The organism is Streptomyces sp. NPDC004266, from assembly GCF_042874095.1.
Taxonomy (GTDB): Bacteria; Actinomycetota; Actinomycetes; order Streptomycetales; family Streptomycetaceae; genus Streptomyces.
This window is the reverse complement of sequence record NZ_JBIAMM010000013.1, coordinates 200424-214865: the sequence shown is the minus strand read 5'-3', so window position 1 is coordinate 214865 and position 14442 is coordinate 200424. Positions and strand designations below refer to the sequence as shown.

Genomic DNA, 14442 nt, shown 5'->3' with positions numbered 1-14442 from the left:
TCACCTACCAGGACGCGGTGGCGGGTGCGGATCTGTCGTACGTGGTGGGTCCGGGGCGGGTGAAGGAGAACATCGTTCTGGACGCGAAGCCGTCCGGTCCGGTGTCCTTCACCTTCACCCTGGACTCCGGGGGTCTGAGGCCGGAGGCGAACAAGGACGGCTCGGTCTCCTTCTTCGGTGAGGGCGCGGATCCGGTCCTGGTCATCCCCGCCGCGTTCATGACCGACGCGAGCGAGAACACCTCGTCCGCGTACGGCACGGCCTACAGCGGGAATGTCTCCCAGAAGCTGACCCGGGCGGGCAAGGGCTGGGAGCTGACGGTCACGCCGGACGCGTCGTGGCTGGCCGCGCCCGAGCGGCGCTATCCGGTGACCATCGATCCGACGCTCTCGATCGCGCCGACGCCGACCACGGCGCAGGACGTGATGATCTCCTCGGACGGTCCGGCGACGAACTACGACGACAACTGGCGCCTGTCGGTGGGCAACACCTCCACCGGTGCCTCGCGGGCGCTGATCCGCTTCCCGGTCTCCGGCATCCCGGCCGGCACCAAGCTGGATTCCGCCGATCTGCGGCTGTATTTCGACCAGACACACACCACGGGTGACACCGAGGTGCAGCTGGAGGCGCACCGGGCCACCCAGGCGTGGACCGAGTCGGGGGCGACCTGGAACAACGCCGGCGCGCTCACCGGTGAGCTGTCCGGCACCGCCGTGGTCGTGGACAACGGCGAGGCCGGGCGTACCGCGGCGGTCGGCGCGTGGCCGGCGTCGGGGAACACGGCGTACACGCAGTACGCGGTGAACCAGACGTACATGTACAACAAGGACTCGGTCGCCGGGGACAGCTACACCTGGCAGCCGAGTCTGCCCGAGGACGGCGTCTACCAGGTCGAGACGCACAACATTCCGGCCTCCGACCGGGCCACCAACGCGCCGTTCACGGTGACCTACGACGGCGGCAGCAAGGCCTACACCGTCAATCAGCAGGCCGGCACGGCCGGGGTGTGGAAGACCCTGGGGTCGCATCCGTTCAAGGCGGGCACCCTCGGCAAGATCGTCCTGGGTGACGGTCCGGCCTCCACCAGCACCTCGGTGATCGCGGACGCGGTGCGGTTCACCAAGGGCGGGGTGGTCACCAAGCAGCCCGGCGAACTGAACGCCTGGCACTCCTTCCCGGTCACCAAGACGGTCCAGCAGTGGATCGACGGCACCTACACGAACAACGGTTTCGTGATCAAGGCGGGGGACGAGTCCGCGACCGGTCCCAAGGGCGGTCCGCGCTACGAGGGCAGCGAGTTCGGCTACGGCGGCGAGACCGCCAACTACCCGCGGCTGGTGCTGACCTTCGGCCGGCAGGGCGTCGACCTGGCGGCCCCGACCACGATCCACGACACCGGCGCGGAGCTGTCCTGGTCCGCCTACCAGGACAAGGACCCGATCGGCACCGGCGACGACCTGGTCGAGTACCAGGTCCACCGCTCGGTCAGCCAGACCTTCACCCCCTCGTCCGCCACCCTGGTGGCCCCGGTCGCGCCGGGCACCACGTCGTTCACCGACACCTCCGCCACACCGACGAAGGCGGACGACGCCGACCCGTTCGGCCGCGCCTACTACTACATGGTCGCGGTCAAGACGAAGGACGGGCAGGTCGTCGCCGCCCCGACCCAGCTGGTGCGGCTGCCCAAGGCCGGGCGGACGACGAGGGTGTACGCCGCGACCCAGGACACCACGCTGTCCTCGGTCCGGACGACGACGGCGCACGACACCCTCGACGACGCCGGGCCGAAGAACTGGCTGTCCGTGGGCAACAACTCCGCCACCTACGGCGACACCCGCGCGCTGCTGAAGTTCCCGGCCCTGAACATCCCCGCCACCGCCCGGGTGCTGGACGCCAACGTGCGGCTGTGGTCCACCCAGACCGCCCAGGACACCCCCGGCGCGCTGTACGAGCTGCGGCCGCTGACGCGGGACTTCGACGAGGCCACCGCCACCTGGGCCAGGGCCGACGCGGCGACGAACTGGACGACCGCGGGCGGCGACTTCGGGGCCGTGACCGCGGACACCGGGGCGATGACCAACGACCCCGCCCGGCACGACTGGAACGTCACCTCCCTCGCGCAGTCCTGGGTGAGCAGCCCGGCCTCCCAGAAGGGCGTCGTGCTGAAGATGGCCGACGAGGCCGCCGCCCAGGAGCGGACCCTGTTCCTGTCCTCCGAGGGCACCGAGCCCAGGCTGGCGCCCCGGATCGTGGTCACCTACATCGACTCCACCACGGACTCGACGTACTACGCGCCGCAGACCCCGGCCCGGATGACGCCGAACTCCGACTACACGGTCGACTTCACGCTGACCAACACCACCGCCTCCACCTGGACCACGGCCGACCACGTCCTGACCTACCGGTGGACCCTGCCGGACGGCACGGACGTGACCACCGGCGGCAACCAGGTCCAGACCGTGCTGCCGGCCAACGTCGCCCCCGGCGGCTCGGTCGGCCTGCAGGCGCAGGTGAAGACGCCGATCAACTCGGCCAACGGCAACAAGCGCACCGACTACGTGCTGACCTGGGACGTCTACAACAAGACGGCCGGGACCTGGACCTCGGGCACCGCCGGCATCCCGGGCCTGAGCCAGAACGTGGCGGTGGAGGACCCCACCTCCAACCAGCTCGGCATGGAGAAGTTCTACTCCTACACGGGCAAGAACACCGGCGCCGGTTCGACGATCATGAACAACCTGGCGTCCGGCAACAGCGTCTGGCAGTACAACGCCTTCACCAACCCGGGCCGCGGTGTCACCACCTTCGCCCGCTTCGCGTACAACAGCCAGGACACCTCGGACACGGTCTCCGGCTACGGCTGGTCCTTCCAGGCCTCCGGCCCGATCCGCCTGGGCGCGCCGCTGGAGTTCCACCCCAAGCCGAACCCGACGGAGGTCCGTCTTCCTGACGGCGACGGCACCACGCACGTCTTCCGCTGGGACTCGGCCACGAGCTCGTGGAAGGCGCCGGCCGGCGTCCACTACAAGCTGACGGCCAAGCCCGGTCTGGACTGCACCCCGCTGAAGGACCCGGTCCCGGACGCCTGGACGATGACCCGGCCCGACGGCACGCGGTTCGTGTTCGGCTGCGACGGCTACCTGACCTCGCTGGTCGAGAAGAACGGCAACGTCCAGACGTACACGTACGAAGAGCGGAAGTCGAACAACAAGCCGACCAAGTTCCTCAAGTACGTCACCGACCCGACCGGCCGGCAGTCGCTGACGATCGAGTACTACTCCAAGGCGGACGGCAACAACCCGAAGATCATCGACCACATCAAGTCGATGACCGAGATCTCGGGCCGCACGTTCACCTTCGAGTACTCCGACAAGGGCCTGCTCACCAAGATCACCGACGGTGCCGGCTCCAGCCAGCCGAAGGTCTTCGGCTTCGAGTACGACGCCACCCAGGGCAACAAGAACGTCAAGCTGGTCAAGGTCACCGACCCGCGTGGCAACGCCACCGCCATGACGTACTTCTCGCCGCAGGCCGGTGACGACCCGAAGTACCACTGGTGGACCAAGACGATCACCGAGCGTCTGCAGGGCCTCACCACCTTCGGCTACGCGGTCGACGCCGGGAACCCCAAGTTCGTCGACACCAGGGTGACCGACGCGGAGTCGCACTCCACCGACTACGTGTCGGACGACTTCGGCCGCTCGGTCCGGACGACGAACGCCAAGTCCCAGACCACGAAGATGAGCTGGGACGCGGACAACAACGTCACGTACGTGGAGGAGGCCAACGGGGCCAAGACCGCCTACTGCTACGACCAGAGGACGGGCTACCCGCTCTGGAAGCGCGACGCGGAGAACAACAGGTCCGGCGTTCCGCCCCCGGGCGACTGCGCCCCCGGCACCTACCCGGCGAACTCGGCCCGGTACACGTACACGACCCGTCTGGACGGCTTCTCGGCCGACCTGGCCACCAAGACCTCTCCGGAGGGCCGCAAGTGGCAGTTCGGGTACGACTCCTTCGGCAACCTGAAGACGGTCACCGACCCCAAGGGCGTCGCCACTCCCACGGCGGGTGACTACACCACCTCGTACGAGTACGACCCCTACGGCCAGCTCACCAAGGCCACCGACCCGAACGGCAACCCGTCGACGACGAGCGAGTTCGGTCCCACGGGTTACCCGGCGAAGATCACCGACGCCCTGGGCAAGACGACGTCCTTCGTCTACGACGCGCGCGGCCAGGTCACCGAGATCACCGACGCGCTCGGCAAGAAGACCACGCAGGCCTACGACACCTTCGGACGTCCGAAGGAGAGCGTGGTCCCGAAGGACCAGAACGCGGGCGTGTTCATCACCACCCCCGCACCGGTCTTCGACGCCAACGACAACGTCACCACGTCGACGGCGCCGAACGGGGCCGTCTCGACGGCGGTGTACGACGCCGCGGACCAGCTCGTCTCGGCCACGGCCCCGAAGGACACGCCGACGTCCCCCGAGCGGAAGACGTCCTACACCTACGACAAGGTCGGCAACCTCAGGACCGTCACCGAGCCGAAGGGTTCGCTGACGACGTCGGACGCCACCGACTACGTCACCACCAACCACTACGACGAGATCTACCAGCTCACCTCGGCGGTCAACGCCGCCGGTGACAAGATCTCCTACGAGTTCGACGACGTCGGCAACGCCGTCAAGGTCGTCGACCCGAAGAAGAACGCCACCCCGGACGCCACGGACTACACGTCCACGATGGCGTACGACCTGAACCACCGGCTCGTCAGCTCCAAGGACCCGGCGGGCAAGGTCAGTTCGCGCACCTACGACAAGGACTCCCTGGTCCTCACGTCCACGGACCCCGGGAACAGCACCACGACCTACACCTACGACGAGCGGGGCAAGCGGACCGAGGCCAAGGTCCCGTACGACGCGACCACGTTCCGCGTCACCAGGTACGAGTACGACCAGGCCGGCAACACCACCAAGGTGATCACGCCGAAGGGCACGGCGACGGCCACCGCGGACGACTTCACCTCGCGCACCGAGTACGACGCGCTGAACCGTCCGGTCAAGCAGTACCAGCCCTACGACCCGAACGACCCCCAGAACAACGACCCGAACGTCTACACGCAGACCGTGTACGACGCGGTGGGCCGGGTCGAGCGGCAGTCGCTGCCGCCGTCGCACGGCCAGACGGTGCGCAACGACACCGTCATGGAGTACTTCGACAACGGCTGGACGAGGAAGTCCACCGACCCGTGGGACATCACCACGACGTACGACTACACCGAGCTCGGGCTGCAGAAGGCCCGTACGCTCACGTCGGCGGGCGGTTCCTCGGACCGCACCATGACGCAGACGTACTACCCCGACGGCAAGCTGAAGTCGAAGTCGGACGACGGCGTGCCGGTCGGCAAGTCGGTCGTGCTCGTCGACGACTCCGACACCCAGCACACCTCCGCCACCGGCACCTGGGCGACCGGTGACCTCACCGGTCAGCAGGGCTACGGCCACCGCACCCACGCGGCCGGGACCGGCACCGACGCCTTCGCCTGGACGCTCAACGTCCCGAAGGACGGGACGTACACCGCGTACGTGAAGTACCCGCGGGTCACGGGCGCGGCCACGGCGGCGAAGTACACGCTGTCGCAGGGCACGACGACCCACCCGTCGGTCACCAAGGACCAGACGGCCGGCACCGGCACGTGGGTGACGCTGGGCTCCTACAGCCTGAAGCAGGGCAACGACGCCAAGCTCAAGCTGGACCAGGGCACCTCGGGCATCGTGGTCGCCGACGCGGTCAAGCTGGTCCGCGACACGTCCGGCGAGACGGACACCGAGAAGCGGACCTTCACCTACGGCTACGACGTCAACGGCAACGTGACGTCGATCGACGACTCCTCCTCCGGCGCCGAGATCGACGCCTACACGATCGCCTACACCGGCCTGAACAAGGTCCAGAAGGTGACCGAGGCCCTCGCGGGCCAGGAGAAGAAGGTCACGTCGTACACCTACGACGCCAACGGTCAGGCCGACACGGTCACGCACCCCGACCAGTTCTCCAAGTACACCTACGACCTGCGCGAGCTGGTCAAGTCGATCTCGGTCGGCAAGTCCGCCACGGACCCGTCGCCCAAGGTCACCTCGTTCACCTTCACCGACCGCGGCCAGCGGCTCAAGGAGACCAAGGCCAACGGCAACACCGTCGACTACACCTACCTCCTCGGCGGTGACCTGAGGTCGACCACGGAGAAGAAGGGCTCCGGGACGCTCGTCTCCTCGCACACCTACGCCTACGACCTCAACGGCAACAAGGCGCAGGACGTCGCGAAGAAGATGAACGCCGACGACCACGCGGCGTACCTCGACTCGACCACCGACCACACCTACGACCCGGCGGGCCGGCTCACCGAGTCCGTCAAGACCGGCACCGGCGCGGGCACCGAGAAGTACGTCCACGACGACAACGCCAACGTCATCTCGCAGACGGTCGGGAACGTCACCACCTCCTACGAGTACGACCGCAACCGCCTGCTCCGGGCCACCACCGGAGGCTCGGCGGCCACCTACAACTACGACCCGTTCGGCCGGCAGGAGTCCGTCACCTCGGGCGGCCAGGTCATCGAACGGAACGTGTACGACGGCTTCGACCACGTCGTGGAGTCCCAGAAGCGGGACGGCACCGGCGCGATGAAGTCGACGACGTACACCTTCGACCCGCTCGACCGGACCTCCTCGAAGACGGCCGACGGCAAGAAGACCGACTTCAACTACCTCGGCCTGTCCAGCGAGGTGCTGAGCGAAGAGGTCGCCGGCCAGCTCACCAAGTCCTACCAGTACAGCCCGTGGGGCGAGCGGCTGTCCCAGGTCAAGCACAACACCGACGGCACCGGCGAGGACGGCTTCTACGGCTACAACTCGCACAGTGACGTCGAGACGCTGACCGACAAGAACGGCGACACCAAGGCGACGTACGGCTACACCGCCTACGGCTCCGACGACCGGTCGGAGTTCACGGGCATCGACAAGCCGGACGCCGCGGACCCGACGAAGCAGGAGTACAACCCCTACCGCTTCAACGCGAAGCGCTGGGACGCCCAGTCGGGCACGTACGACATGGGCTTCCGCGACTACAGCCCGGGCCTCAACCGCTTCACGACCCGGGACATGTACAACGGCGCCCTGGCCGACATGAACCTGGGCGCGGACCCGTTCACCGGCAACCGCTACTCGTTCGCCGGCGGCAACCCGACCAGCTTCGTCGAGCTGGACGGCCACCTCGCCTTCGCGATCCCGGCCCTCTGGTGGGCGGGCGCGGCTCTGGTCACGGCCCTGTACGCGGCCACGCCGGAGGGTCAGAAGAACCTGTCGGACGCGGCGACGGCGCTCAGCCAGATGATGCCGACGGCGGACGAGGCGACCTCGTCCAGCGCGTCCAGCGGGACCAGCACGGCGCCCACGCCGTCGCCCTCGCCGGGAGCGGCTCCCACGCCGCCCGGTGGTGGCGGCAGCGGCCCGCAGGGCTTCCACACCGGGGAAGCGGTGTCCCTGCTGGTCCGCATCTTCTCGCGCCTGGCGACCTCGTCCGACGAGGACAACTCCCCCCAGCGCAAGGCGATCGACGGCGCCGCGGAGGAGAGCCGGAAGTGCCAGAACTCCTCCGGGCCGAGCATGGTGTGGAACACCCCGGTGGACACGCAGGGCCGGGCCACCGGCGGCTTCGCCTGCCTGGACCCCGCCCAGCCGGCCGGCCTCGACAACACGGGTCCGCAGAACCCGCGTGGCTGGGACCTCCAGGACGAGGCCGACGACTGGAACCGGGCCCACCTCATCGCCCGTGAGTTCGGCGGCAGCCACTACCGGGAGAACATCGTCCCGACGACCATGTACCAGAACCAGAAGGAGGGCATGCGGACCGTCGAGTACGAGATCGAAAGGCGTCTCAAGCTGGGCGAGAAGGTCTACTACCAGTCCATTCCGGTCTACGTCCCCGGCTATGTGAACCCGATCGGCGTGCACATGTACGTATCGAGTTCGTCGGGCTCGTTCTCACGACTGATAGCGTCCGGAGTCCACGACTGACGGGCCTCGGAGCCCCTGAAGCCGTGAGTCCCACGAGGGACTGATCCGGCGCAGAAGAGGCGGTGGGGCGAGCGGCCGAACGGCCGCCCGCCCCACCGCCGATGCCGTCAAGGAAGGAACACATGAATCATCTCGACGTCGTCCGGCTGCTGGGTCTCGACGCCCCGGCGCGGCCGGAGGGAGAGGGGTACGGCCAGGTCGTCCCCGAGGACTTCGAGCTGCTGGTCCGGGCACTGCCGCAGGGAGTGATCGCGGCCTCCGTGCTGCTCGGCGGGTCCGAAGTCCCCGTGCGCTCCCTGGAGGACTTCACGAGGGACACCGCGCTGCGCCTCGCGGACATGCGGGAGGCCCTGGAGAGCCGGGAGCAGGAGCTCTGGCTGCCGCTGTACCCGAGGCCCCACGGCATGGTGCCCTGGGGGCGCACCACCAATGACGGCGTGCTGCTGTGGGACACCACCGCCGCCGACACCGCGGACTGGACGACCGTCCTCACGGACACCGACTTCCAGTTCTGGCTCGACCTCCCCTTCTCGGCCTCGGAGTTCGTCGCGCGGGCCGTCACGGGACGTTCCGAGGGGACGCCCGCCTTCGAGACGTACCAGGAATACGAGTCGGGCACCTTCTGGAAGGTCGCCGACGACAAGCGCGCGACGGCCATGGCGCTGGCGAACCGTGACATCGGCGCGGTGGAGGAGATCGTCACCCGCGTGCGGAGCATCGGCGTTCCGGGCGTCCGGAGCCACGCGGAGGAACTCCTCGGCCGGGCGGGAGAGGCGTTCGGCGCGCTCCCGCAGGACTACCTGGCGGTCATGCGGGAGTTCCCCGGCGGCGTCGTCGCCGGCGTGCGGGTCTTCCCCGCCCAGGCCCGCCCGGGGACCCCGGGACTGCGCCGGCTGGACGAGGACGGGCTGTTCCTGCAGTGGGGAGAGGTCGGGGGCCGGGCGTTCGGCTGGCTCACCGCCAAGGGCGACCCCGAGGCGTGGCGCGTCGCCTACGTCGAGCCGGACGGCTCGGCCCTCACCTGCCTGGAGGACCAGACCTTCGCCACGTTCCTGCGACGCCGGCTGCGGGGCGACAACTCGCTGTTCTGACCCGCCGGGCGCCCCCGTCGCTCAGCGGTACTCGCAGAGGTAGGCGGTCTCCACCGCGACCGTCAGCTGGAACCTGCTGTCCCCGGGGACCTCGAAGCGGTCCCCGGCGGCGAAGGTCCTCCACGCGTCGGCGCCGGGCAGCCTGACCGTCAGGGCGCCGCTGACCACGTGCATGACCTCCGGGGCGGCGGTGCCGAACTCGTACTCGCCCGGGGCCATGACGCCGATGGTCGCCGGGCCCTCCTCCTGGGTGAACGCGATCGACTTGACCGAGCCGTCGAAGTACTCGTTGACCGTAAACATGGGGCGTCCTCGGGGGGAGACGGGCGGGAGGGGTGGCCGGGCCGTCGCGTACCGGCCCCGGGCAGGGGCACCCTAGCGGGGACGGCGCGACGGCCTCGGCCGGTCTCACGTGCTGGATGGTCAGGTCGCCGGGCGCCCGCCGAAGGCCCAGTCGTGGACCTCGACGTCGGCGTACCGCTCGGGGGTCCGCAGGACGGCCGCGGCCGTCGCCGCGTCCGGGGCGCGGACCAGGGCCGCCGTGCCCACCCAGGTGGTGCCGTCGTCGGCCAGCAGGGGGCCGTAGGCGATCAGGTCGTCCCGGTCCGCCGGAGCGGGCGGAGGGGTGAGGTCGACGGGCTCGCCCTCCCCGAGGCCCAGGACCAGGTAGCGGTTGCCGCCCTCGCGCCCTCCGGGGAATTCCCACATCGTCCGCCCCAGCGTGTTGCGCCATCGCCGGAGCAGGACGTCCCGGTACACCCCGGCCTGGTAGTTGGGCTCGTCGAAGGCGAACGCCCGGGCCGCGGCGGCGTCGGGCAGGTCGACGACGTGCACGCTCCCGGTGCACTTCTCGCCCGTCGCGTCGAAGGTCGGACCGCGCGCGATGAGCTGCTCCGCGAAGCCGTCCATGTACGCCCAGTGCGCTTCGAGGAGGGCCTGCCGCAGGGGCATGGACCCGGACCGGTCGCGGTGGTAGCAGAGGTATTCCATGCGGCACAGGATGTGGTGCCCGGGACGATCATGTCGAGCGGATATGGCCCTCGTCACGGCCCCTCGTCCCCACCGTCCCAGGAGCGTCCGTGGTCCGCCGCGTACGCCCTGAAGACCTCGTCGGAGGACCCGCCGGTGCGCAGGAAGCGTTCGTCGAGGACGGTGGCCAGGTCGTCGAGCGCCGTGCGCAGGACCGACGCGGAGAGCCGGACGTCCGGATGGCGGGCCCGCTCGGCCCAGTCCACCAGGCCGACGGCGTGGCCGAGCCGGCCGGCCAGGGAGATGTTCTCCTCCCCGTCGTAGAAGTAGTACGACTCGGCGTACTGCAGGAAGTCGACCGTGACGGTGGAGAGCGCCGAGGCGAGGCCGTCCAGGAGCGCGGCGCCCCCGGCGGAGTCGAGGGCCTCGGTGGTGAGGCGGCTGCGGCCCAGGTGGGACAGGCGCAGCGCGAGAGCCCTGCGGCGGGCGAGGGCCGGGTAGATGCCGAGGACCCAGGCGACGGTCGCCGACAGCAGGGCGAAGCCCACCAGGGCCTCCAGCGGGGCGAGGATCCGCAGCCATTCCGAGGTCGGCGCGATGTCACCGAGCCCGAGGGTGGCCAGGGTGACCAGCGAGACGTACATCGCGTCGACGGGGCCCGCGTGGTCGGCGGGCGTGAGCCCCGGGGCGTACGAGAAGTCGTCCGGCATGGAGGGCCAGTAGACGAGCGCCCAGCCGACGGAGACGACGAGGGCCCAGGCGGCGACGACCGCCATCATGCCCACCGGCCCCGCCAGACCGACCGGCCGCAACCGCTGCTTGTGATGGGCCGAGAGCCGCCAGACGCCCCGCATCAGCAGTCTGCTCGGACCGCCGTGCCGGGTGGGGTGCCAGATCGTGTGGAACACGTCCCGCAGGACGAACAGGATCAGCACCGCTCCCGCGAGGACGGACAGCCACGTCATCCCGGTACCGTCCGTCCCGCGCCCGTCCGCGCGGGCGGTTCGACAAGCTTGCCGGTCATGCTTCGAGGATGCGCGGCCGGGCGGCGGCCCGCACGGGGAGGGAGCCGAGGGGCGGACACCGGGCACGCGCCGTGGAAGAGGGCTCGTCCCGACCGGTTCCGAGGAGCACGTTCCGTGCGTAGCCTGAGCGCCATGAGGCAGGACGCCGACCCCGGGCTCTTCGGGCCCCGTTCCGTGACCTGGCAGCTGCACAGCGACCCGGTGATGTGGATCGCCGGGGTCAGGGCCCTGTGGCTCCAGGCGCTGCACCCCGTCGCCGTCCGCGGCGTCATGATCAACAGCGGTTTCCGGGAGGACCCCTGGGGCCGGCTGATGCGGACCGCGAACTTCGTCGGGACCCTCAGCTACGGGACCACCGAAGCCGCCGAGGCGGCCGGCGCCCGCGTCCGGCGGATCCACCGGTTGCTCGGCGTCGACGACCCCGAGCTGCTGCTCTGGGTCCACTGCGCCGAGACCGACTCGTACCTCTCGGTCGCGCGCCGCTCCGGGATCCCGCTCACCGACGCCGCGGCCGACCGGTACGTCGACGAGCACCGCACCTCGGCCCGGCTCGTCGGCCTCGACCCCGACACCGTCCCCGCGTCCACCGCCGAACTCGCCGCCTACTTCGAGGCGGTGCGCCCCGCGCTGGCCGCCGGACCGGACGCCCGGACCGTCGAGGACTTCCTCCGCCGCCCGCCGGTGAAACCCGCCCTGGTCCCGGCGCGCGAGGTGATCTGGCGGCGCGTGACCGCACTCGCGTACGACACCCTGCCCCTCTACGCCCACGCGCTCTACGGCCGCCCCGCCCCGCCGCCGGCGACCGTCACCCGCCGGCTCGTCACCACCGCCGACCTGCTGCGCCGCGTCCCCGCCCGCCTGCGCTGGCGGCTGCCGCCCCGGCACATCCTGCGCGCCGTGGACCGGCTCGGTCCGGAGACCCGGCCCGATCCGTACGCGTACCCCGCCCCGTATTCACCGTCCGACCAGGCGGCCATACTGGAGGAGCCGAGGAGGCAGTACGGAATCGACGGGGGCGGCAGCACGCGATGGGGGACTCCAGACTGATCCAGGGCCGGTACCGCCTGCACGAGGTCATCGGTCGCGGAGGCATGGGCGAGGTGTGGCGCGCCACCGACGAGGCGCTCGGGCGCGGCGTCGCCGTCAAGTGCCTCAAACCGCTCGGACCGCAGCAGGACCCCCAGGTCCTCACCGTGGTGCGCGAGCGCTTCCGCCGCGAGGCCCGGGTGGCGGCGGCGCTCCAGCACCGGGGCATCACCGTCGTGCACGACTTCGGCGAGTACGACGGCGTGCTGTTCCTCGTCATGGAGCTCCTGGAGGGGCGCAACCTCAGCCAGCTCCTCGTCTCCAACGACCAGCACCCGCTGCCCGTGGAGGACGTCGTCGAGATCGCCGACCAGGTCGCCGACGCCCTCGCGTACACGCACCGGATGGGGATCGTGCACCGCGACCTGAAGCCCGCGAACATCATGCGGCTGCGGGACGGCACGGTGAAGATCTGCGACTTCGGGATAGCGCGGCTCGGCGCCGACATGGGCTTCACCTCCAAGCTCACCGGGACCGGCATCGCGATGGGGACACCGCACTACATGTCCCCGGAGCAGATCGGCGGAGGCGAGATCGACCACCGCAGCGACCTCTACTCGCTGGGGTGCGTGCTGTACGAGCTGGCCACCGGCGCCCCGCCCTTCGACCTCGGCGACTCCTGGGCCATCCTCATCGGCCACCGGGACACGGTGCCGAGCCCGCCGCGCGCCCGCCGCGCCGAGCTGCCCGACTACTTCGACCGGATCGTCGTCGACCTGCTCGCCAAGGTCCCCGAGGAGAGGCCGGCCGACGCGGGCGACCTGCGCCGCCGGATCGTCTCGGGCCGCTTCACCCCGGCCCCGTTCCCGTCGCCGGCCGAGGCGCCCGCGCTCCCCGCCCTGCCGGTGACCGTGCCCATGCCCGTACCGCCGGCCGAGGAGGCGGCTCCCGCGCCCGCGTGGGCCCGGGCGATGACCGGCGGCCACCGCCCGGCGGCCGTCGCCGGGGCGCGCCCCGCCGCCCACGACCCCGCGGCGGCCGTCCTCACCACCGAGTGGACCACGGCGGCGCCCGGCGGCACGCCGAGGCCCGCCCCCGCGCCCTCCGCCGAGCTGGTCGCGGTGCTCGCCGGCCGCTTCCGGGCCGGGATGGGCCTCGGCAGGCTCGGCCGCTGGGACGAGGCCGAGTCCGTGCACCGGTCCGTCGCCCGGGACCGCGCGCGGGCCCTCGGCGAGGACCACCCCGACACCCTGACCAGCCGCTACGAGGTCGGCTTCGCCCTCGCCCGGCTCGACCGCCCCGCCGACGCCCTGCGGGTCTTCGGCGAGGTCGCCGAGGCCCGCGCCCGCGTCCTCGGCGACGACCACCCCGACACCCTGGCGGCGCGGCAGGAGCGGGCCTACGCCCTGGGCCGCCTCGGACGGCACCCCGAGGCGTACGAGGCGTACGCCGAGGTGCTCGCCGCCCGCGAGCGCACCGTCGGCCCCGACCACCCCGACACCCTGCGCTGTCGCCACAACATGGCGTTCACCCTGGGGCGCCTCGGCCGCCTGGAGGAGTCGTACCGCACGGCCCACGAGGTCGCCGAGGCCCGGGCCCGGCTGCTCGGCGAGACGCACCCCGACACCCTCGTGACCCGCCACGAGGTGGCGTACACCCTCACCCGGCTCGGCCGCGGGCAGGAGGCGCTCGTCCAGTACCGCGCGGTCGCCGCCGCGCGCGCCGCCGCCCTCGGCCCCGACCACCCGGACACCCTCGCGGCCCGCTACGAGACCGGCGTCTGCCTCGGACGCCTCGGGCAGGCCGCGGACGCCCTCGACCTCTGCCGCGACCTCGTCGCCGCCCGCACCCGCGCCCAGGGCCCCGACGGTCCGGAGACGCTGCGCGCCCGCCAGGCCCTCGCCGTCAACCTCGGCCGGCTCGGACGCTGGACGGAGGCGCTCGCCGCATCCGAGGCCGTGCACGCCGATCGCGTGCGGGTCCTCGGCGCCGACCATCCGGACACGCTCACCAGCCGCTGGGAGACGGCCGTCGCCCTCGGGCGGCTCGACCGCTGGGAGGAGGCGCTGGAGTGCCACCGGGCGATCGCCGCCGCCCGCACCCGGCTCCTGGGGCCCGCCCACCCCGACACCCTCGCCGCCCTCGACGGCGAGGCCCTCTGCCTGGAGCGCCTCGGGCGCGACGCCGAAGCGGCCGCCCTCCTCCTGAGGGCGGCCACCCCGCCGGAGGCGTGACGACCCTCGGACGCCGCAC

At 71.1% G+C, this 14442-nt stretch carries 7 protein-coding genes; 4 read left to right on the top strand and 3 right to left on the bottom strand.

What is annotated here, in order from left to right; translation table 11 throughout:
- The first annotated feature begins 425 nt into the window (after window positions 1–425).
- Together ACFYUZ_RS28690 and ACFYUZ_RS28685 are read left to right on the top strand one after the other, a co-directional pair.
- Window positions 426–8078: a DNRLRE domain-containing protein gene (locus tag ACFYUZ_RS28690; RefSeq protein WP_389314124.1), complete on the top strand. Its 7653-nt coding sequence runs from the start codon at window positions 426–428 to the stop codon at window positions 8076–8078.
- A gap of 122 nt (window positions 8079–8200) precedes the next feature.
- The gene (locus ACFYUZ_RS28685) at window positions 8201–9169 is read left to right on the top strand and encodes a hypothetical protein (RefSeq protein ID WP_389313994.1); all 969 of its coding nucleotides are present in this window, start codon (window positions 8201–8203) and stop codon (window positions 9167–9169) included.
- Between the two features lie 21 nt (window positions 9170–9190).
- Here ACFYUZ_RS28685 and ACFYUZ_RS28680 read toward each other — a convergent pair whose 3' ends face one another.
- The 3 genes from ACFYUZ_RS28680 to ACFYUZ_RS28670 form a co-directional block, all read right to left on the bottom strand.
- A complete protein-coding gene (locus ACFYUZ_RS28680; protein ID WP_389313992.1) occupies window positions 9191–9472 on the bottom strand; it encodes a pyrimidine/purine nucleoside phosphorylase in 282 nt (93 codons plus the stop codon).
- 120 nt (window positions 9473–9592) lie between these two features.
- Window positions 9593–10159, bottom strand: a complete 567-nt coding sequence (locus ACFYUZ_RS28675; protein WP_389313990.1) for a YciI family protein — start codon at window positions 10157–10159, stop codon at window positions 9593–9595.
- 53 nt (window positions 10160–10212) lie between these two features.
- Window positions 10213–11103: a potassium channel family protein gene (locus tag ACFYUZ_RS28670; RefSeq protein ID WP_389313988.1), complete on the bottom strand. Its 891-nt coding sequence runs from the start codon at window positions 11101–11103 to the stop codon at window positions 10213–10215.
- Window positions 11104–11295: 192 nt separating this feature from the next.
- Between ACFYUZ_RS28670 and ACFYUZ_RS28665 the strand changes: the two genes are divergently transcribed.
- Entirely contained in the window at window positions 11296–12210 is a 915-nt protein-coding gene (locus ACFYUZ_RS28665; RefSeq protein WP_389313986.1) for an oxygenase MpaB family protein, read from the top strand.
- Window positions 12192–14423, top strand: a complete 2232-nt coding sequence (locus ACFYUZ_RS28660) for a tetratricopeptide repeat protein (RefSeq protein ID WP_389313984.1) — start codon at window positions 12192–12194, stop codon at window positions 14421–14423. The genes ACFYUZ_RS28665 and ACFYUZ_RS28660 overlap by 19 nt, the downstream gene beginning before the upstream one ends.
- The last annotated feature ends 19 nt before the right edge of the window (window positions 14424–14442 follow it).